This window comes from Marinobacterium rhizophilum DSM 18822, assembly GCF_000378045.1.
GTDB lineage: Bacteria > Pseudomonadota > Gammaproteobacteria > Pseudomonadales > Balneatricaceae > Marinobacterium_A > Marinobacterium_A rhizophilum.
Genome location: NZ_KB899093.1, coordinates 284,584 through 303,829 on the forward strand (window position 1 = coordinate 284,584; position 19,246 = coordinate 303,829).

Sequence of the window (19,246 nt, forward strand, 5' to 3'; positions counted from 1 at the left end):
TTGAGTCCTGTAAGGGAAAGACGCGATGGGGAAGTGGCGAGTTGTCAACGCCACTATCCACGCTCAGCCTGGTCGTTTAGTGGTCCGCATCACGTTACTTCATCCGATAGGGGGACGCTTTTGATGACTTTCGCGGGGTTGCCACCGATGACAACATTGTCACCAAAGCTTCTTGTCACCACTGAGCCGGACGCCACGACAACGTTATTTCCCAGTTCCACGCCAGGGTTTATTGTCGCGTGCCCGCCAATCCAGCAGTTGTTCCCGATCCTGACACTTTCTGCATACTCCAGGCCGCTGCATCTTTGCGCAGGGTCTATCGGGTGCGTCGCGGTATAGATGCCGACCTGGGGCGCTATGAAACAATTGTCCCCAATCACAACGGGCGCCACATCCAGGATCACGCAGCCGAAGTTGGCGTAAAAGTTTTCGCCTACATGAATGTTTTCGCCATAGTCGCAGTTAAAACTGGGCTCCACATTGATGCTTTCGCCTGTCGATCCAAACAGCGCCTTTAGCAAGGCTGTTCTTTCTTCCATATCGACTATGCTGGTCCGATTGAATTTTTCGGTCGCCAATCGAGCTCTCAAACGCAGTTCGACAAGCTCCGGATCGCCCGGGTTATATGGCAGACCAGCCAGCATTTTTTCTTTGTCTGTCATGAAATATCCCCAATCGGAATTTTTACCGGGAAACCAGGCCTGGCATCAATTTGGCTTGGTCGTGGCAAGACGCGCGATCGCATCACCATTGGCATCGAACAGGTGACAGCACTGCGGCGGCAGGTAGACGGACAGCTTCTCGCCGATCTGCATGGATTTTTCGCCGGCGACCGCGACCACCAGAGGCTGGTCGGAGACATCGGTGTTCAGATAGAGCAGGGTTTCGTTACCCAGGTGCTCCACTACGCTTACCTGGCACTCAAGCTGCAATGCGCCGGGCTGCGGCGTCAGTTCGATATGCTCGGGGCGAATCCCCAGTGTCGCCGCACCCTGGTGCTGGAAGGGCACCTCGAAACTGCGGGGGACATCGCAGGTGGCGGCCGCGAGCTGGCTGCCGTTGGCCGTTACCTGGATAAAGTTCATGTTCGGCGAGCCCATGAAACCTGCAACAAAGGTGTTGGCCGGGCTGTTGTAAATATCCAGCGGCGAGCCGACCTGCATGATGCGACCCTGGCTAAGCACCACGATCTTGTCGGCCATGGTCATGGCTTCGACCTGGTCATGGGTGACGTAGATGGATGTGGTTTTCAGCCGCTGATGCAGCTTGATGATCTCGATGCGCATCTGCACACGCAGTGATGCATCGAGGTTGGACAGCGGCTCGTCGAACAGGAACACGTTGGGCTGGCGCACGATGGCGCGGCCGATGGCAACGCGCTGGCGCTGGCCGCCGGACAGCTCCTTGGGCTTGCGTTCCAGCAGGTGCTCGATCTGCAGGGTGGCGGCGACCTCGCGCACCTTCTCGTCGATGTTCTGGCTGGACGCTTTCTCCAGCGAGAGTCCGAACGCCATGTTGTCGTAGACGCTCATGTGCGGATAGAGCGCATAGGACTGGAATACCATGCCAATGCCCCGTTCCTTGGGCGCCAGCGTATTGACCCGGCGCGAGCCGAAGTACATGTCGCCGCCGCTGATGTCTTCCAGGCCGGCGATCATGCGCAGCAGGGTGGACTTGCCGCAGCCCGAGGGGCCGACAAAGACGACGAACTCGCCGTCCTTGATACTCAGATCCACGCCTTTTACGGCGTGGAAGTTATTCAGACCTTTGTACACCTTGTCGAGTTTTACGAATTCAATGCTGGACATAATCTTGATCTCTTATTGTTAAATCTTGATCAACCCTTGACGGCACCGGCCGTCAGGCCTTCGACGATCTTGCGCTGGAATATCAGCACCAGTGCGATGAGCGGCACCGTCACGACCACCGAGGCGGCCATGACCGGGCCCCAGGGCAGCTCGTACTGGGAATCGCCGGATATCATCGAGATCGCCACCGGTACGGTGCGGTTTTCGTTGCTGAGGATAAAGGTGATGGCGAACATGAATTCGTTCCAGGCGCCGATGAAGGCCAGCAGTCCGGTGGTCACCAGCGCCGGCCAGAGCACCGGCATGAAGATGCGGGTGATGATCTGCCAGGGCGTAGCGCCGTCGACGATGGCCGCTTCCTCGAGATCCTTCGGAATGCCGCGCATGAAGGTAGTCAGAATCCAGACCGAGAATGGCAGCGAGAACACCGTGTAGGACAGGATCAGGCTGCCCAGGCTGTTGTACAGGCCAAGCATGCGGATCAGCTCGAACATGCCGGACAACACTGCCACCTGCGGAAACATCGAGACGCCGAGTACGGTCAGCAGCAGCATGGTGCGGCCACGGAAATGCACCCGTGCCAGGGCATAGGAGGCGGTCACCGCAATCAGCAGCGAGATTGCCACGGTCGCAAAGGACACCAGCGCCGAGTTGAGGATGTTGTGGAAGAACGGCTGTTCCTTGAACACCGACAGGTAATTGCGCAGGTCAAAATACGCCGGCGTGTAGACATGGTCGCCGGTGCCGGCGCCGAACGAGGTCGCAATGGCGATATAGAACGGAAAGATGGTGTAGAGCAACAGGGCCAGTACCGCCAGCGCGAACAGAACCTGGCCAGTACGCAGTTTGAATGTATTCATCAGTGGTCTCCCGATCCGTCCAGTTTCAGTCGTGTCGCGAAGATGTAGGCCAGCGTGAGGCCGAACACCATCAGGAACAGCAGCGTCGAGGCGGCGGAGCCATAGCCGATCTGCTGGAAGTCGATCAGTGCCTGGCGGGCATAGACGGACATCACGATGGTGTCCTCGCTGTTGGAGGTCAGGATGTAGACCAGGTCGAAGATGCGCAGCGCGTCGAGCATGCGGAACACCACGGCAACCACCAGCGCCGGCTTGATCAGCGGCAGCGTGACCTTGAAGAACACCTTCAGCGGATGGATGCCGTCGACGCGGGCGGCCTCGTAGCAGTCCTTGGGCAGCATCTGCAGTGCGGCCAGGGTCAGCAGCGCCATGAACGGGGTGGTTTTCCAGACATCGACGGCCACGATGGTGCCGAGCACGGTGTCGGGATTCACGGTCCAGGCGATCGGTTCGCTGATAATATGCAGTGTCATGAACAGATCGTTGATGACGCCGAACTGGTCGTGCAGCATCCAGCCCCACATCTTGGCCGATACCACGGTCGGGATGGCCCAGGGGATGAGGATGGCGGCGCGCACCAGGCCGCGGCCGGGGAACTTGGCGTGCAGGATCAGCGCGACCAGTACGCCGAGCACGGTTTCGATCGAGACGGACAGCACCGTGATATAGAGGGTGTTCCAGACCGACTTCCACCACAGGCCATCCGCCAGCAGTCCGTACCAGTGGCCGTTGTCGTAGACCAGATAGTTTTCGAGGCCGATGAAACTGTAGCTGTCGATACTGGATAGCGTCGCATCGGTAAAACCGAGATAAATGGTGCGCAGCAGCGGCCAGCCGGCGACGAAAGCCAGGCCGATCATCATGGGCGTCAGAAACAGCCAGGCGGTGCGGATGCGCTGGCGTGACAGGCCGCTTAGTTCGGCCTTCGCCCGACCTGTGCTGGCGCCCAGGCGGGGAAGGGCCGAAGGGCTGGTTGCTGTCTTGGTGCCCTGGGCACCGATCGATGAAGTATCCATAAGACGTAACCTTTGGGAGGTTGTCGGTTCGGGGCCGGTTCTGCGACTGGCCGGGCCCGACAACCGCCTGATTTATCGGCAGGAGTGCTGCCTGCTGGCAGGCACTCCTGATGTGGAGTCTTACCAGCGACGGCCGCGGATGCGTTCGAGTTTGCTTTCAAGCTGACTCAGTGAGTCCGCACCATCGGACTTGCCGGACAGCACACGGTGGGCGGCATTCCAGAACTCGTTGGAGACCTGGTTGTACTTCTCACCGGTGATGCTGGAGGGGCGTGCGACGCTGTTTTCCAGCACCTCGCGCATGTTGGCAAAATGGGGGTTGGCCGCCAGCACGTCGGGATCTTCGTACAGCGCGGCAATGGTTGGCAGCCGGCCATCAATGATGGCGCCATTGCGCTGGGCGTCCTTGCCGGTCACATAGAGCACGTAGTCGGCCGCCACCTCGACATTCTCGGAGTATTTGGAAACGGCCATCTGCCAGCCGCCGAGGGTGGCGCTGTGCTTGCCGTCCGGGCCCATCGGCAACGGTGTGATGCCAATCTTGTCTTTCACCGCGCTGCCCTCGCCATTGCCCAGCGCCCAGGCGTAGGGCCAGTTGCGCATGAACACCGAATCGCCGCCCTGGAAGACGCGGCGGGCACCTTCTTCGTCGTAGTTCAGCACGCCCTGGGGGGTAATGTTACCGACCCAGCTGCCCGCCAGGTCCAGCGCCGCGGCGCTCTTGGGGTTGTTGACGGTGATCTGGCCGTCACCATCGATGATGGAGCCGCCGCCGAAGGAGTCAATCCATTCCAGGGCGTCGCAGGTCAGTCCCTCGTAGGCCTTGGCCTGGAACACAAAGCCCCACATCCGGTCATTACCATCCTCGCGTTCGGCCTTCTGGATAAGGGCGGCGGTGGCGGTCATCTGCTCCCAGGTCTTGGGCACCGGCTGGTTGTATTTATCCAGCAGATCCTTGCGGTAATAGAGTACCGGCGCATCGGTGTACTGCGGCATGGCGACCAGCTTGCCGTTGTAATGGTTGTTGGCGATGACCGATTCGAAGTGCTCGTTTTCGGCGCCCTGGGTGTAGGGGCCGAGATCGGCCAGATGGGCGCCGAGGATACCGGGCCAGACCACGTCGACATCAAAGACGTCGAGGTCAGCGGACTTGCTGGCGAGGATCTGCTGATAGAGCGCCAGCTTGTCGCTGGACGAGAAGGGTACCGTGACGATATTGATGCTGTGGCCGCGGGTCTCGGCCCATTCCTGCGCGGTTTTCTCGCACGAGACGAAACCGGTACCAGTGGTACAGGGGATGTTCAGTGTGACGGCCTGGCTGGCACTCGCCAGCAGGGCCGTGGTGAGTGCGGTGGAGGTGATGAGCGCTTGCGTTGTTTTTTTCATTGTTTGATCTCTTGTAGTTATTGGTTGTCTAGCTTGAGAGCCGAGCTTGAGAGCCGAGCCTGTGTGCCGGTGCCTGGGTGTTGCGCAGGAGTGGCGGCCGGACTGAAAATGGCCGTCAGACCCCTGCGGTCTGACGGCTCTAAAAACTAAAGGGTCAGCGTGCGATCCTCCCGGTCGGATTCGAAACAGGTATCGAGCACCCGCTGCAGCATGGCGCCGCGGGCGAAGTCGGGCTGGTCGTTGTAGCCGCGTTCGATACTGTGGATAAAACGCTGGTAGATGCTGGGGCTGGCTGCACAGTCGACGGCTTCAAAACGGGCCTGGTTGACGTTGCTGCCCTCACACAGCTGCAGTTTCTCCCAGCCTTCGTCCATGTTGATTTCAATGGTGATGGCACCCCTGTCGCCAAAGATGCGCAGGCGCAGCGAGTTGTCATGGCCGCTGGCCCAGCGGGTCGTATGGACCGTACCCAGCGCGCCGTTGGCAAACTCGACCCGGATCAGCGCGCTGTCATTGACATCAAGCGGGTAGTCGCCGATACGGTCTCCGTCGGCCTTGTCGAAGCATTTCAGCTTGCAGTTGACTGCACTGATCTCGCCGACCGGAAAGCTGGCAAAGTCCAGGATATGGATGCCGACGTCGCCCAGCACACCCTTGCTGCCGTGCTCGCTGGACAAGCGCCACAACCAGCGCGGGTCGGTGCGCCAGTCACCCCAGGCGTTGCTGGTCAGCCAGCTCTGCAGGTAGCTCGCCTCGACGTGCATTACGCGGCCGATGAGGCCGTCGGCAACAAGGTCACGGGCCCGCTGCAGTGCAGAGGAGTCGCGATAGCTGAGGTTGATCATGTTGATGACGCCGGTGGCCTGTGCCGCCGCCGCCATCTCGTTGGCGTCCGCCTCATTGGTGGCCAGCGGCTTTTCGCACAGGATATGCTTGCCGGCGGCAATGGCCTGCAGGGCCGCATCCTTGTGGTAGCTGTCCGGCGTCACGATGGAGACCGCATCCAGGTTTGCCTGTGCAAGCATCTGTGCCAGGTCCGTATAGACCTCACGAATGCCGTGCTCGGCGGCGAAATCACTGGCGCGCGCGGCGTCCAGATCGCAGACCGCCACCAGTTCGCAGCCCGCAACCGAGCTGAACTGCCTCGCCTGATGGCCTCCCATGGAGCCGGCGCCGACGATACCGAGACGAATCATTATTTGAACCCCTCTTCGCCGGGCTTGTGCAGACTCTCGCCTTTTACCTCAACCGGGTTCGGCGCCTGATCGGGCGGCACGTTGGGGCAGCTGTCGATCCAGCGCGAGCCTTCCGGCTGCGCCCATTTCACGGCGTTTTTCAGTACGCGCCTTACCTTTTCATCGTAGTAGATCGGGTAGGTCTCGTGGCCCGGGCGGAAGTAGAAAATCTTGCCGTTGCCGCGGCGGTAGACGAGGCCGGAACGGAACACCTCGCCGCCCTCGAAGGCGCTGATAAAGATCACTTCGTCGGGATTCGGTACCGCGAAGGGCTCGCCGTACATTTCGGTGTGGGGGAGTTCGATGTAGTCGCCGACGCCCTGGACGATCGGGTGGCCCGGGTTGACGACCCAGAGGCGTTCGCGCTCGCCGGCTTCGCGCCACTTCAGTGAGCAGGTGGTGCCCATCAGGCGCTTGAAGATCTTGGCATAGTGGCCGGAGTGGAGCACCAGCAGGCCCATGCCCTCCAGTACCCGTTTCTGGACCCGGTCGACGATTTCATCGCTGACCTGACCGTGGGCGGCGTGCCCCCACCAGAGCAGTACATCGGTGTTTTGCAACACGTCTTCGGTAAGGCCGTGCTCGGGATCCTGCAGGGTGACCGAAATCGCCTCGATGGCAGGGTCCTCGTTCAGGCCTGCGGCGATGCAGTTGTGCATGCCATCCGGATAGATTCGGGCGACGACTTCGTTGGTCTGTTCGTGAACATTCTCACCCCAGACGGTGGCGCGGATAGGCATCATCAAACTCCACTCAATCGGTGTTTTGTTGTTATTCCAATACAGCTGTCAGGCCGCGTTGATCTCTGATGGATGCGTTAAAGTTAAACGTTTACGTCATTAAAGTAAACGTTTACGTATTGAAGTTTTAAATACTACCCTCTGGGTCGATTTGCTTGATCTATCGTCAGGCCGCCGGTGGCGGGCGCAGGAAGCTGCCCCGTCTACGCTGGCAGCTCAGCCTGAGCGCTTCGCGGCGTTCAGGACTGCGGGTCGTCCAGCCGGCCGATGAGCGCTGGCAGGCCGTGCGGGGCAGGATTCGGATGGGAGGGTTGGGGCTCGGGCGCCGCACGGATGCCCTGCCGGCACAGGATCGCCGCCAGCAGCGCGATAATCGCGCCGCACCAGAAGGTCTGCGCTGGTCCCAGCGCCTGCCAGAGAGCACCGCTGTACAGGGCGCCGACCGCATTGCCCAGGCCAATCGCAACGCCGCCGTACAGGGCCTGACCCTGTCCGGCATGGCCGTCGCTGAAATAGCGCCGTACCAGTTCGATGGCCGCAGCATGGAAGGCGCCGTAGGTGGCACCATGCAGAGACTGGGCGAGCAGCATGATGCCCGGCTGGTCCGCGTAGCTGCCGATCAGCAACCAGCGCAGTGCGGTCAGCAGCAGGCTGGCCAGCAGGATGGATGGCAAGGCGCACCGGCCCAGCAGACGGTGCATCAGCAGGAAAACACCGACTTCCGCGGTGGTGCCGAGCGACCACAGCAAACCGATGGCGGTGCCACTGTAGCCATGGTTTGCCAGATGGATGCTGAAAAAGGTGTTGTACGGTCCCTGGGACGCCTGCATCAGGAAGCAGGTGACGAAGAAGATCAGCACCGGCGGGCGGCGCAGGATAGCGACGAAACTGCCGGCCGGCGGGCGTTGTTGTACCAGGGTGGCATCGTCGCTGACCGAATAGGAGGCGAGCATGACCAGCGCCAGCAAGGCGATGATAAACCAGGGCAGGTACGCAATGCCGGTCAGGTCGAGCAGGGCCCCCAGTGACATGACGGTGACAATGAAGCCGATTGACCCCCAAAGCCGAATGCGGCTATAGCCATTTGGCCGCCCGCGCAGGTAACTGAGCGTGAGGGCTTCGAACTGCGGCCCCATGGCGTTCCAGAAAAAGCCGAACCCCAGCAGCACCAGCATCATCCAGCCGGTACCGCCGTCGACAAAGACGCCGCAGAAGCAGCCCAGGGCCAGCCAGATGCCGAGGCGGACAAAGCGCATGCGCTGGCCGGTGCGATCCGCCAGATACCCCCAGATAGTGGGGGCAACCAGCTGGGTGCCCATCAGTATGGCCATCAGGCTGCCAATTGCCGCTTCATCATGTCCCTGGTGTCTGAGGTAGAGTCCCCAGTAGGGCATCAGTGCACCGATAACGGCGGCCCAGAAAAAATAGAAGCCGGATAGCTGCCAATAGGGCAGGGGTGCGCGGGTGGCATGCATGCTGTACGTCCGTTGTCTGTGAGCGTCGGTACCTGGCAGATACAGGCTTTGTGAGGAGTTGGACTGCAGTATGGTAAGCGTTTACGTTGCCGGTTTGGAAGTACCCGCAATGAAAAAGGCGGGCGGTGTCGCGGGTATGTTGGCGCCGCCAGACCGGCGGCTTCAGCCGCGGGCAGGGCGGCCTGACCCTGGCAGACTCAGGCGCTTTGGCGGTGGACCAGCCGGACCGGCAGGACGACCTGGCGGGGTGCCACGCCATTGATGGCATCCGCGAGCAGTTTCACGGCCTCGACGGCCAGCTCGGAGATATCCTGATGCACCGTGGTGAGGTTTTCGGCCAGCTGCGGCAGGTCATCGAAACCGGTGACAGCAACATCTTCGGGTACCCGAATACCCTGATCCTCGAAGGCGGCGATGGACCCCAGCGCCTCTTCATCGGTTTCGCACACCAGGGCATCAAAGTCGAGCGGGCCCTGTTGCAGGATCTGGCGTATATGGCGATAGGCCACCAGGGTGGGGTTGTGGCTGAAGGGAGCCCCGATCAGCCGCGCCGGCTGCAAACCCGCTTCGGCCAGTGCACGGTGGTAACCATGGATACGGTGAATGGGGTTGTCTGCGGCGGCCTCTATGCCATCACCGATATAGGCAAGGCGGGTCCGTCCCTGGCCGATCAGGTAGCGGGTGATCTGATAAATGCCGTCTATGCCATCGGTCATGATCGACCAGCCAGGATCCGGCTGGTCGATGCGAATATAGGGAATATGCTGCGCTGTCAGGATCTGCGGGCGCAAGTCTCCAGGCTCCTTGCCCAGCAGGATCGCGGAGCCGGCCTGCTGCTGCAATGCCTCGGTCTCATCGTAACTGAAGGACACCGGCACCATTCCCTGCTTGTGCAGCGCCAGGGTCAGGTTACGGTACAGCAGGTTGTAGTAGGGACGCAGTTCAAAACTGTGCCGCTCCATAGAAATGCCCACCACGGCATTCTTGCCCCCGATCAGCTGGCGTGCCGCGGCGCTGGGCTGGTAGCTGATGTCCTGACTGATCTGCAGGATGCGGGCGCGCAGTTTCTCGCTGATGCCGGGTTTGCCGTTCAGCGCCCGGCTGACCGACGCAATGGATACACCCGCGGCTTTGGCGATCTCGTGGATGGTCACGCTTTTAGCCGCCGCAGCTGCGCTGTCCGGGGTCTTGTCTTTCGCTGATGGCATTCTGTCGATCCTTCGTTAGCCGGTCATCGCGAGGGATCATCGCAATGGCCGTTGTCGGTACCGCCGCATCGGGGCGATCGGCATTGAGCACGGGGCGCCGGCATTGGGGCCATTGGAAAATGGCTTAGCAATCGTTTACGTCGGGATTATACCCGCAAGATCGAACTCAACGGTAGGCCCGGCCCTGGCGGCGACCGGGCCTGCCCGCCAAAGGGCGCTGGCCGTGATCACCCTGAGCAGGGTATTTCGACCCGGGGCTGGCAGCAGATACAGGCCTGCCTGAATGTCTCCAGGCTGTTCCCATTAGTGCCATGCCATCGAGACCTGAATGAACAAGGGGCGGGAAAATGGGCGGCCGGTCGCTGAAGATTCCTGTTGATTGCGCGATACTGTGCATCCTCGCAATCCAAGGGACGATCTTTGACGATGAATGTTCTGGTTTACAGCAGCCGCAAGGATGAAAAGCCCTTTCTGCAGCACGCCTTTGAGGGCACGAGCTACCGCCTGCAGTTCGAGGACAGTCACCTGACGCCGCGGACCGCCCGGCTGGCGGTCGGTTTCGACGCAATATCGGTGTTCGTGAACGATCGGGTGAGCGCCGCGGTGATCGAGGTGCTAGCCGAGGTTGGTGTGAAGACGATCGCCCTGCGCTGTGCCGGTTACAACAACGTCGATCTGGCGGCGGCAAAGGCGGGCGGCATGGCGGTGGTCAGGGTGCCGGCCTATTCGCCCTATGCGGTGGCCGAACATGCGGTCGCGCTGATCCTCAGCCTCAACCGGCATATCCACAAGGCATACAACCGTGTTCGGGACGGCAATTTCGCGCTCGACGGCCTGCTTGGTTTTGACCTGCACGGCAAGACCGTTGGCGTGATCGGCACCGGCAGTATCGGTGCGGTCTTCTGTCGCATCATGCGTGGTTTTGGCTGCCAAGTGCTGGCCCACGACGTTGCGCCGAATGCCGACTGCCTGGCGCTGGGTGTCGAGTACCGGACGCTGGGGGAGCTGCTGGCGCAGGCGGATATCCTCAGTCTGCACTGTCCGCTGACACCGGCCACCCATCATCTGATCGACCAGGCGGCGCTGGCGCAGATGAAGCCCGGTGCCTTTCTGGTTAATACCAGCCGGGGCGGGCTGATCGATACCCCGGCTGTGATCGCAGCGCTGAAATCGGAACACCTGGGCGGCCTCGCAATCGACGTATACGAGGAGGAGGCGGACTTCTTTTTCGAGGACCTGTCCGACCGTGTCATCGCCGACGATGACCTGATGCGTCTGACCACCTTCCCGAATGTCCTTGTCACCGGACATCAGGCCTTCCTGACCCGCGAGGCGCTGACCAATATCGCCGACTGTACACGCGACAACCTGGAACAGCTGGCACGCGGCGAGCCCTGTAACAATCAGCTCTGAGCTGGTTACCGCAAAGCGGAACCGCTGTTGGCGACAGCGACCGTGACGGCGGCACCGGCCTGTGTCGTCGATGACATCGGCGTTATGGGCACGGCCGCGCCAGGCATTCAGCCCCAGCGATCAGGCGACAGTGCATTCCCCGCACAGAGGCTCTTGCAGGGCCCGCTCCAGGGCATCGCCGCCAAGGCCGCTGGCAATCAGTACATGCAGCTTGGCGAAGGCGGCTTCCAGGGTCAGGTCGCGACCGGAGATGGCGCCGATCCGGTTCAGGGCGGCGCCGGTGGCGTAGGTGCCCTGGCTGACGCCACCCATGGCGCACTGGGTGATGTTCAGCAGGGTGATGCCGCGTGCCCGGGCGCGTTCCAGTACCGCCATCAGCTCACGATTGGCGTCCGGCGGATTGCCGGCGCCATAGGTCTGCAGTACCAGCCCTTTGAGCGCGTCACAGTCCAGCACGGCTTCGGCGACACGGGCCGGAATGCCGGGATAGAGCTGCAGCAGGCTAACCGCCTGCGGATCAAAGGAGGGCGTACGAAAGTCCGGCGTGCCGGGTGCCAGCAGCAGTGACGGCTGCAGTTCAAACTCGATCCCCACCCGGCCCAGCCAGGGAAAGCTGGGGGAATCGAACGCATCGAAGCCCGAACTGCTGACCTTGACGCTGCGGTTGCCCCGCAGCAGCCGGCCGTTGAAGCAGATGCAGACTTCGCTGATGGCCGGATTCGCCGCCAGCAGCATGGCGGTGACCAGGTTGTCCAGCGCATCGTTGCGCAGCTGTGCCAGCGGAATCTGCGAGCCGGTCAGGATCACCGGCTTGTTGATCCCACGCAGCATGAACGACAGCGCCGAGGCGGTGTAAGCCAGGGTGTCGGTTCCATGCAGCAGCACGAAACCGTCATAGTCGTTCCAGCGCGCTGTCAGCGCCTGGGCCATCTGCAGCCAGTGCGCCGGCGTCAGGTTGGCGCTGTCGATCAGCTGGTCGAACTCGATCAGCTCGTAGGCCGGCAGCTGATCGCTGGCACGGCTGTCGAGCTGATTCATGAGCTGATCGTGAAACCCCGGCATGGGCACGTAGCCGTCATCCGATGGCATCATGCCGATGGTGCCACCGGTATAGATGATCAGAATCCGCTTGTTCATGAGATGTCTGCCAGCGGGGCGAGCATGGACTGCGGGCTGAGCAGCAGATCCAGCTGAATTTCATCCAGCAGGCCTTCGGCAATCACCAGCTCGCGTACTGTCGAACCGCTGTTCAGGGCGGTGGAGGCAATGCGGGACGAGTTGGCATAGCCGATGTGCGGGACCAGTGCCGTGATGATGCCGATGCTGTTGTCCACGTGGCGCGCGCACTGTTCGCGGTTGGCCTGGATGCCGCTGATGCAGCGGGTTTCCAGCATGCGACAGGCCGAGCCCAGCATCTTCATGGAGTTGAGCAGGTTGTAGACGATCAGCGGCTCCATGGCGTTGAGCTGCAGCTGGCCGGCTTCGGCTGCCAGGGTAACGGCCAGGTCGCTGGCGATGACCTGGTACACGGTCTGGTTCACGGCTTCGGGAATCACCGGGTTGACCTTGCCCGGCATGATGGAGGAGCCCGGCTGCATGGGCGGCAGCATGATTTCGCCCAGCCCGGTGCGAGGGCCGCTGGACAGCAGGCGCAGGTCGTTGCAGATCTTGCCGAGCTTCACCGCAAAACGCTTGAGGATGCCGGAGAAGAATACAAAGGCACCCATGTCGGAGGTTGCTTCCACCAGGTGTGCGGCCGAGACGATGGGCAGACCGGAAATTTCTGCCAGACGACGCACGGCCAGGGCCTGGTAGCGTGCCGGGGTATTGATACCGGTGCCGATGGCGGTGCCGCCCAGGTTAACTTCGCACAGCAGGGCGCAGGCCTCGTTGATACGATCGATATCCTCGCCCAGGTTCACGGCGAATGCCTCAAATTCCTGCCCCAGTGTCATGGGCACGGCATCCTGCAGCTGGGTGCGGCCCATTTTCACCACGTCGGCGAACTCAGCGGCCTTGGCGGACAGTGCCCGGTTCAGGTTCTGGATGGCATCGATCAGGGGACGTGCGGCGAACTGCACGCCCACACAGACCGCCGTCGGGTAAGCGTCGTTGGTGGACTGGGAGCGGTTGACGTCGTCATTGGGGTGCAGGTACTGGTACTGGCCCTTGCCGTGGCCGAGCTTTTCCAGCGCCAGGTTGGCGATGACTTCGTTGGCGTTCATGTTGGTGGAGGTGCCGGCACCGCCCTGGATCAGGTCCACCACGAACTGGTCGTGCAGGCGGCCGGCGACAATATCGTCACAGGCGGCGATGATAGCCTCGGCCTTGTGGGTTGGCAGTACGCCCAGCTCAAAGTTGGCACCGGCCGCCGCCGATTTCACCATGGCCAGGGCCTGAATCAGTTCCGGGAAGTGGCTGATAGGCACGCCGGTGATATCGAAGTTGTCCAGTGCGCGCTGGGTCTGGATGCCAAACCAGGCCTGGGCCGGAATATCCATATCGCCGAGCAAGTCGTGTTCAGTACGAGTAATCATGGCAGTGCGTGACCTTCAGAAAAAGGGCAATGGGAAGCCCGCGGACGACACAAGCGGCAGCGGGCCAGAGGTACGTGAAAACAAGGGTTTTAAGGGGGGCACGGGGCCCCCGGGTGTCAGCCTGGCAGCCTGTCGGACTTACCACTGATCTACTGCGGAAAAGCCGATTCTCTCCGGTAAAGAGGGGTCATTTTTCGTACTCTTTTTTGTTAAATAGAACCACTATTCGCCTCAAAAGAGCTCAAAAACTGCCGCAAATCGGTCTTTCCCTCGCTACGATCGGCCAAGCCCGACAGGCTGCTACTAGTTGGTGCGTACAGCGGCCTGGACGGTGGCGGGCACCGGCTGCCGGTCTTCGGGCTCGATTTCCCAGGCCGCCGGATCAACGTTCATGTCCGCGAACTTGCTGGCATCAAAGATGGGCTGCTCGATGCCGGCACTGATCTGGTCATCGAAGTCGCGCATGATGCGCAGGCCTGGCTTGACCAGCAGGATCAGGGCCGTCAGGTTGGCCACCGCCAGCAGCCCCATGGTCACATCGGCAAAGGCGAACACTGTGCCCAGGTCCGTGGTCGCGCCCCAGCACACCAGGCCGATGATGGCGACACGAAAGCCATTGAACAGGTTCTGGTTGTCGGTGTTGAAGAAGCTGATGCTGTTTTCGCCCAGGTAGTAGTTGTACAGAATGGTGCTGAAACCAAACAGCAACAGTGCAACGCTGACGAAGCTGCGGCCCCATTCGCCGATGTGATCGGCCAGGGAGGACTGGGTCAGGGCAACGCCGCCGATATCGCCAATGGTCGCCGGGTCATAAACGCCGCTGAGCAGGATGATAAAGGCAGTGGCCGAGCAGATGATCAGGGTGTCGATGAACACCGAGAACGACTGCACGATGCCCTGGTTGGCCGGGTGCGGTACATAGGCCACGGCCGCCACGTTGGGGGCACTGCCCAGGCCTGCTTCGTTGGAGAACAGACCGCGCTTGAGGCCCATCATGATGGCGGCACCGATGCCACCGCCGACAGCCTGTTCAAGGCCAAAGGCGCTTTTGACAATCAGCATGAAGACATCAGGGATGCGCTCGATATTCAGGCCCAGTACCACCAGGGCGACGAGGATATAGCCCCCCGCCATGACCGGCACCAGTACTTCCGCCACCTTGGCGATGCGCTTCACGCCGCCAAAGATGATCAGGCCGACGATCATGGCCAGGCCGATGCCGGAATAGAAGACGGGGACACCAAAGGCGTCATCGAACGAGGTGGCAACCGCGTAGGACTGCAGGGCGGTAAAGCCGAAGCCGAAGGTCAGCAGCAGCAGCACGGAGTACAGGCTGGCCAGCCATTTCCAGTTGGGGCCAAGGCCTTTGGCGATATAGTAGGCGGGGCCGCCACGGAAGGTGCCGTCCGGTTCCGCCTGCTTGTAGGCCTGGGCCAGGGTGCACTCGAGGTAGCTGGTGGCCATGCCCATCAGGCCGACCATCCACATCCAGAAAATGGCACCGGGTCCGCCGAGGGTGATGGCAACGGCGACGCCGGCAATGTTACCGCCGCCGACACGGCCGGCGACTGACAGCAGCAGTGCCTGAAACGAGCTCAGGTGGCCGTGCTTGTCGTGCTTGAACGCCTGGCTGGCGCTGAGGATGCGAAACATGCGGCCAAAGTAGCGAAACTGTACAAAGCGCGATGCGACGGTAAAGCCGATGCCGACTGCGATCAGCAGTACGATGAGCACCTTGCCCCAGAGAATATCGTTGAGCAAATCCAACATATGCGTCTCCGCTGTTTTTGTTTTGTGGTTTTTGTCGTGAATGCCTATTTAAACAATCAGCGAAGGCACAGAAAATTTGACGCTCTGGATAAAATTGGCGCAGTATGGCGCAGCAAGTGCGACAGAGTGCAACACTTTTGGCTGTAGCGGTCGGGGCTGTTGCTGGGGTGGATAGACAGGCAGGGGTGACCGGATCAATGAACGAGGACTTCACACGCAATCTGCGGCTGCTGTGCAGTTATTACAAGTCAATTGCCGAGGTATGTCGGCGCCTGGACATCAATCGTCCTCAGTTCAACCGGTACCTGAGCGGGCGTTACAAGCCGTCGGCCGGTACGCTGCGTCAGTTCTGTGAATTCTTCGGTGTTGAAGAGCACGAAATCATGTTGCCGCACAGCCAGTTTGCGCGCCTGATTCAGGTGCGCCCGCGGGCACGAACCGAAACGGCTGACGCGCGTCCAGAGGCACCGCACCTGGCACAGCTGGGCGCGCGCAGTGTCAGCGGTCTGGAACGCTACCTGGGCTATTACTTCGAATATTATCTGTCGATGGCCCAGCCCGGCCAGCTACTGCGCACCCTGGTATGTCTGGAGCGCCGCGGCGAGCAGGTGTACTACCAGCGTACCGAACGCATGGAGGCACATCCCGGTGAGCCGCCGTGTCACAACCGTTACCTGGGCATGGCGCACTTTCTGACCGACCGTATCTTCATGGTCGATTATGAATCCCTGAACAGTCATGAGATCACCCAGACCATCCTGTTTCCCAGCTTCAAGAACCGCATTTCACGTCTCACCGGCCTGAAACTCGGCGTATCGGACAGCAGCGAGCGGATGCCCTGTTGCGCCCGGGTACTGTTCGAGTACCTGGGGCCCGAGGTGGATGTCAGAAAGGCATTGTCGCTGTGTGGCATTTACCCGCTGGATGCGCCCGAGATCGACGCGTCTATTCTCAGTGCGGTGCGTAACGACATCGCCGAGCATGAATGGCACTTTCGGGCCCGGCACTGAGACCGGTTCGGGGCGCAGGATCAGTGCAGATCCTTGCTGCGCTCCTTTGCCAATATGCCGTCGGCGTCCAGCTCCCGTAACGGGACTCTGGGGCTGCGCGGAATGTCACCGCTCATCTGCAGTGCCAGGTAGCGGGTGGCGCAGACGCGCAGAAAGGACGTGAAGTTGCCCAGGTCATGGCCGGCATCGATGGACTCATGGTAGAGGCGGGTGATCATCTGCGGCACGTTCATGTCATCCCGCTGTGCCACCTCTTCCAGAATCGCCCAGAAGCAGTTTTCCAGCCGTACGCTGGTGACCATGCCATCGATGCGCAGCGAGCGGGTGGAGCTGAGCCAGAGTTCAGGATCGGCGTTGATAAACAGCTTGCACATGATGACTCCTCAGCGACGGGCGCCGTTAAACGCAACACTCGGTTCAGCGTACACAGCGGCCGCTCAGAAAAAAAGCCGGGCGGAGTGGAGGTCCGCCCGGCAAGGGGTGCGGCATTGGCGAAAAGCCAATGCAAGCCGGGTGATATCAAGGGCTTTGGCTGCACGCCGTCTCACCTCAACGGGCGGCACAGCGCCCCGCCAGGGCGATCCGGGCCGTGTTATTGCAGCAGCGCCATGAATTGCGCCAGCCAGGCCGGATGCGCCGGCCAGGCCGGTGCGGTAACCAGGTTGCCATCGGTGATGGCCGCATCGATGGCGATGTCGGCGTATTCGCCACCGGCCTGTTCCACCTCGGGTCTGCAGGCCGGGTAGGCGGAGCAGGCGCGGCCCTTGATGACGCCTGCGGCACTGAGCAGCTGTACGCCGTGGCACACGGCGGCAACCGGCTTACCGGTGTTGAAAAAATGCTGCACCATGGCCAGCACCGCGGGGTTTAGCCGCAGGTATTCCGGCGCCCGGCCACCGGGGATGACCAGCGCATCGTAGTCAGTGACCTCGATGGCATCGAAGCTGGCATTGAGGGTGAAGTTGTGGCCGCGCTTTTCGGTGTAGGTCTGGTCGCCTTCGAAATCGTGAATCGCCGTGGCGATACTGTCGCCGGCTTTTTTACCCGGGCAGACGGCATCCACCTGGTGGCCTACCGCCAGTAACGTCTGGAAGGGCACCATGGTTTCGTAGTCTTCGGTGAAGTCGCCGGTGATCATCAGAATCTTTTTCTTGTTCATGCTCTGGCTCCGTTGAGTGGCTCGGACTTCATTTTTAGCAGGGTTGCGCCCCGGGCGGGTATTAAGGGAGTACTACGCGCTGGATCTGCCTGTCGACTCACAGGGTTTGAGTCAACCCCCAACATCGTTGCGGTTTTGACTAAGCTAAAGGCTGTTACCGTTCAGGCAGGGATTATCTCAGAGGGATTATGGGCAAGCGCATTACCATCATTCAGGGACATCCGGACCCCGATCGCCAGCATCTGGGTTATGCCCTGGCGGACGCCTACGCCGACGGTGCCCGCACTGCCGGGCACGAGGTGCGGCTGATCGAAGTCGCTCGGCTCGACTTTCCGTGGCTTCGATCCAAGGCCGATTTCGAGGAACGCAAGCCGCCTGAGGTGATCATCGAAGCTCAGGACGCGATCCGCTGGGCTGAGCACCTGGTGATCTTTTATCCCCTCTGGCTCGGCAGTCTGCCGGCGGTGCTGAAGGCCTTTCTTGAGCAGGTGCTGCGGCCGGACTTTGCGTTCCGCTGCGATGCGGGGGGAAACACGGCCAAGCAGCTCAGCGGCCGCAGTGTTCGGGTGGTCGTCACCCTGGGAATGCCCGCCTTCGCCTATCGCTGGTACTACGGTGCCCACGGGCTGAAGAATCTCAAGCGCAATATCCTCGGGTTCTGTGGTTTCCATCCGATCAATACGACCTTGCTCGGCAGTATCGGGTCTGCAAACGAACAGCGGCGCCAGCGCTGGCTGCTGGAACTCTACCGGTTGGGTGCCGAGGCCGTCTGAAAGTTGCTGTCGGCTGCTAAGCTTTGCAGTGCTATGAACCGATCGGCGATCTTCTCCGGCTGTCGGCGTTACCGCTATGTTCTCTGGCGTGTCTGGGATGACTCCCGTCCCTGGATACTGGTGATCGGGTTGAACCCCTCCACCGCCGATGAGCGCCACGATGACGCGACCAGTCGGGTCTGCATTCACTACGCACAGCGCTGGGGCTACGGCGGGCTGGCCCTGGCGAACCTTTTCGCCTGGTGTGCGACGAAGCCCGCCGGGCTCTACCGCGCCACCGATCCCGTCGGGCCCGACAACGACAGCCACCTGCATCGGCTGATCGACGGGGCGGAGGAGGTGCTCTGTGCCTGGAGTGATCACGGCGGTTATCGCGACCGCGACCGGGAGGTGCTGCGGATGATCCCGCACCCCCAATGCCTGACGCATCTGAAAAGTGGCCGGCCCGGCCATCCGCTGTACAAGCGGCGTGAGCTCAGGCCGGTGGCGCTTCGAATCGCAGGCTAGCAGCCTGTCGGGCTTGGCCGGTCGTAGCGAGGGAAAGTCCGTTTTGAGGCAGTTTTTGAGCTCTTTTGAGGCGAATAGTTGTTCTATTTAACAAAAAAGAGCGCGATAAATGACCATAATCGGCTTTTCCGCAGTAGATCAGTGTTAAGTCCGACAGGCTGTCTAGATCCTGTCCCTTTGACGAAGGGGCGCTCTGGCGGCTGAAGGTCTGGCGCAAGAATGGAAGGTGCAGAAACTTTTGCGTTGTAACCTTGGTGGCTGGCAGGGTGGGTACCGTTGTGTCTTTAGCTACAGATCGATTTTTAACCGGTAATGCATTGGTTGAACTGCCCGGTTGTGGCGCTGTTTG

19 protein-coding genes are annotated in these 19,246 nt (G+C 61.1%); 4 read left to right on the forward strand and 15 right to left on the reverse strand.

The features are described from left to right. Positions 1–89 precede the first annotated feature (89 nt). The 9 genes from F451_RS0107555 to F451_RS0107595 form a co-directional block, all read right to left on the reverse strand. On the reverse strand, positions 90–662 hold the full coding sequence (locus F451_RS0107555) for a sugar O-acetyltransferase (protein ID WP_020680750.1): 573 nt from the start codon (positions 660–662) through the stop codon (positions 90–92). A 45-nt stretch (positions 663–707) separates the two neighbouring features. Next, complete coding sequence (locus tag F451_RS0107560; RefSeq protein ID WP_020680751.1) at positions 708–1,808, reverse strand: ABC transporter ATP-binding protein; 1,101 nt, start codon at positions 1,806–1,808, stop codon at positions 708–710. Positions 1,809–1,837: 29 nt separating this feature from the next. Beyond that, positions 1,838–2,668, reverse strand: a complete 831-nt coding sequence (locus tag F451_RS0107565; RefSeq protein WP_020680752.1) for a carbohydrate ABC transporter permease — start codon at positions 2,666–2,668, stop codon at positions 1,838–1,840. After that, positions 2,668–3,684: a carbohydrate ABC transporter permease gene (locus F451_RS0107570; RefSeq protein ID WP_020680753.1), complete on the reverse strand. Its 1,017-nt coding sequence runs from the start codon at positions 3,682–3,684 to the stop codon at positions 2,668–2,670. The genes F451_RS0107565 and F451_RS0107570 overlap by 1 nt, the downstream gene beginning before the upstream one ends. 120 nt (positions 3,685–3,804) lie before the next feature. Beyond that, a complete protein-coding gene (locus F451_RS0107575; RefSeq protein WP_020680754.1) occupies positions 3,805–5,070 on the reverse strand; it encodes an ABC transporter substrate-binding protein in 1,266 nt (421 codons plus the stop codon). Positions 5,071–5,216: 146 nt separating this feature from the next. Beyond that, on the reverse strand, positions 5,217–6,266 hold the full coding sequence (locus F451_RS0107580; protein ID WP_020680755.1) for a Gfo/Idh/MocA family protein: 1,050 nt from the start codon (positions 6,264–6,266) through the stop codon (positions 5,217–5,219). Continuing rightward, entirely contained in the window at positions 6,266–7,045 is a 780-nt protein-coding gene (locus F451_RS0107585; protein WP_026291592.1) for a ThuA domain-containing protein, read from the reverse strand. The genes F451_RS0107580 and F451_RS0107585 overlap by 1 nt, the downstream gene beginning before the upstream one ends. A gap of 239 nt (positions 7,046–7,284) precedes the next feature. Continuing rightward, on the reverse strand, positions 7,285–8,520 hold the full coding sequence (locus F451_RS0107590; protein ID WP_020680757.1) for an MFS transporter: 1,236 nt from the start codon (positions 8,518–8,520) through the stop codon (positions 7,285–7,287). Between the two features lie 197 nt (positions 8,521–8,717). Then, entirely contained in the window at positions 8,718–9,728 is a 1,011-nt protein-coding gene (locus tag F451_RS0107595; protein ID WP_020680758.1) for a LacI family DNA-binding transcriptional regulator, read from the reverse strand. A gap of 426 nt (positions 9,729–10,154) precedes the next feature. Here F451_RS0107595 and F451_RS0107600 point away from each other — a divergent pair, with 426 nt between their 5' ends. Beyond that, on the forward strand, positions 10,155–11,141 hold the full coding sequence (locus F451_RS0107600) for a 2-hydroxyacid dehydrogenase (protein WP_020680759.1): 987 nt from the start codon (positions 10,155–10,157) through the stop codon (positions 11,139–11,141). 120 nt (positions 11,142–11,261) lie between these two features. On the opposite strand, the gene F451_RS0107605 is transcribed toward F451_RS0107600, so the two are convergent. The 3 genes from F451_RS0107605 to F451_RS0107615 form a co-directional block, all read right to left on the reverse strand. Then, positions 11,262–12,278: an asparaginase domain-containing protein gene (locus F451_RS0107605; protein WP_020680760.1), complete on the reverse strand. Its 1,017-nt coding sequence runs from the start codon at positions 12,276–12,278 to the stop codon at positions 11,262–11,264. After that, the gene (locus F451_RS0107610) at positions 12,275–13,678 is read right to left on the reverse strand and encodes an aspartate ammonia-lyase (protein ID WP_020680761.1); all 1,404 of its coding nucleotides are present in this window, start codon (positions 13,676–13,678) and stop codon (positions 12,275–12,277) included. Before F451_RS0107610 ends, F451_RS0107605 begins: the two co-directional genes overlap by 4 nt. 303 nt (positions 13,679–13,981) lie before the next feature. After that, complete coding sequence (locus F451_RS0107615; RefSeq protein ID WP_020680762.1) at positions 13,982–15,448, reverse strand: alanine/glycine:cation symporter family protein; 1,467 nt, start codon at positions 15,446–15,448, stop codon at positions 13,982–13,984. Between the two features lie 197 nt (positions 15,449–15,645). On the opposite strand from F451_RS0107615, the gene F451_RS0107620 reads away from it, so the two are divergent. Continuing rightward, on the forward strand, positions 15,646–16,458 hold the full coding sequence (locus F451_RS0107620; RefSeq protein ID WP_020680763.1) for a helix-turn-helix domain-containing protein: 813 nt from the start codon (positions 15,646–15,648) through the stop codon (positions 16,456–16,458). 20 nt (positions 16,459–16,478) lie between these two features. Here F451_RS0107620 and F451_RS0107625 read toward each other — a convergent pair whose 3' ends face one another. Beyond that, positions 16,479–16,832 (reverse strand): ribbon-helix-helix domain-containing protein, encoded by a 354-nt coding sequence (locus F451_RS0107625; protein WP_020680764.1) that lies wholly within the window; start codon positions 16,830–16,832, stop codon positions 16,479–16,481. A gap of 218 nt (positions 16,833–17,050) precedes the next feature. Further along, positions 17,051–17,617 (reverse strand): DJ-1/PfpI family protein, encoded by a 567-nt coding sequence (locus F451_RS0107630; RefSeq protein WP_020680765.1) that lies wholly within the window; start codon positions 17,615–17,617, stop codon positions 17,051–17,053. Positions 17,618–17,805: 188 nt separating this feature from the next. On the opposite strand from F451_RS0107630, the gene F451_RS0107635 reads away from it, so the two are divergent. Together F451_RS0107635 and F451_RS0107640 are read left to right on the forward strand one after the other, a co-directional pair. Continuing rightward, on the forward strand, positions 17,806–18,390 hold the full coding sequence (locus F451_RS0107635; protein WP_020680766.1) for an NAD(P)H-dependent oxidoreductase: 585 nt from the start codon (positions 17,806–17,808) through the stop codon (positions 18,388–18,390). Between the two features lie 33 nt (positions 18,391–18,423). Beyond that, complete coding sequence (locus tag F451_RS0107640; protein WP_020680767.1) at positions 18,424–18,897, forward strand: DUF1643 domain-containing protein; 474 nt, start codon at positions 18,424–18,426, stop codon at positions 18,895–18,897. Here the strand turns inward: F451_RS0107640 and F451_RS28210 are convergent. Next, on the reverse strand, positions 18,866–19,246 hold a 381-nt coding region (locus F451_RS28210; RefSeq protein ID WP_205623981.1), incomplete at its 5' end, for a hypothetical protein. The two genes, F451_RS0107640 and F451_RS28210, sit on opposite strands and share 32 nt — an antisense overlap.

What these genes read in the sequence shown, in the direction of transcription:
- F451_RS0107555 (WP_020680750.1), bottom strand. Translation starts at nt 662, where the DNA reads ATGACAGACAAAGAAAAAATGCTGGCTGGTCTGCCATATAACCCGGGC.
- F451_RS0107560 (WP_020680751.1), bottom strand. Translation starts at nt 1,808, where the DNA reads ATGTCCAGCATTGAATTCGTAAAACTCGACAAGGTGTACAAAGGTCTG.
- F451_RS0107565 (WP_020680752.1), bottom strand. Translation starts at nt 2,668, where the DNA reads ATGAATACATTCAAACTGCGTACTGGCCAGGTTCTGTTCGCGCTGGCG.
- F451_RS0107570 (WP_020680753.1), bottom strand. Translation starts at nt 3,684, where the DNA reads ATGGATACTTCATCGATCGGTGCCCAGGGCACCAAGACAGCAACCAGC.
- F451_RS0107575 (WP_020680754.1), bottom strand. Translation starts at nt 5,070, where the DNA reads ATGAAAAAAACAACGCAAGCGCTCATCACCTCCACCGCACTCACCACG.
- F451_RS0107580 (WP_020680755.1), bottom strand. Translation starts at nt 6,266, where the DNA reads ATGATTCGTCTCGGTATCGTCGGCGCCGGCTCCATGGGAGGCCATCAG.
- F451_RS0107585 (WP_026291592.1), bottom strand. Translation starts at nt 7,045, where the DNA reads ATGCCTATCCGCGCCACCGTCTGGGGTGAGAATGTTCACGAACAGACC.
- F451_RS0107590 (WP_020680757.1), bottom strand. Translation starts at nt 8,520, where the DNA reads ATGCATGCCACCCGCGCACCCCTGCCCTATTGGCAGCTATCCGGCTTC.
- F451_RS0107595 (WP_020680758.1), bottom strand. Translation starts at nt 9,728, where the DNA reads ATGCCATCAGCGAAAGACAAGACCCCGGACAGCGCAGCTGCGGCGGCT.
- F451_RS0107600 (WP_020680759.1), top strand. Translation starts at nt 10,155, where the DNA reads ATGAATGTTCTGGTTTACAGCAGCCGCAAGGATGAAAAGCCCTTTCTG.
- F451_RS0107605 (WP_020680760.1), bottom strand. Translation starts at nt 12,278, where the DNA reads ATGAACAAGCGGATTCTGATCATCTATACCGGTGGCACCATCGGCATG.
- F451_RS0107610 (WP_020680761.1), bottom strand. Translation starts at nt 13,678, where the DNA reads ATGATTACTCGTACTGAACACGACTTGCTCGGCGATATGGATATTCCG.
- F451_RS0107615 (WP_020680762.1), bottom strand. Translation starts at nt 15,448, where the DNA reads ATGTTGGATTTGCTCAACGATATTCTCTGGGGCAAGGTGCTCATCGTA.
- F451_RS0107620 (WP_020680763.1), top strand. Translation starts at nt 15,646, where the DNA reads ATGAACGAGGACTTCACACGCAATCTGCGGCTGCTGTGCAGTTATTAC.
- F451_RS0107625 (WP_020680764.1), bottom strand. Translation starts at nt 16,832, where the DNA reads ATGTGCAAGCTGTTTATCAACGCCGATCCTGAACTCTGGCTCAGCTCC.
- F451_RS0107630 (WP_020680765.1), bottom strand. Translation starts at nt 17,617, where the DNA reads ATGAACAAGAAAAAGATTCTGATGATCACCGGCGACTTCACCGAAGAC.
- F451_RS0107635 (WP_020680766.1), top strand. Translation starts at nt 17,806, where the DNA reads ATGGGCAAGCGCATTACCATCATTCAGGGACATCCGGACCCCGATCGC.
- F451_RS0107640 (WP_020680767.1), top strand. Translation starts at nt 18,424, where the DNA reads ATGAACCGATCGGCGATCTTCTCCGGCTGTCGGCGTTACCGCTATGTT.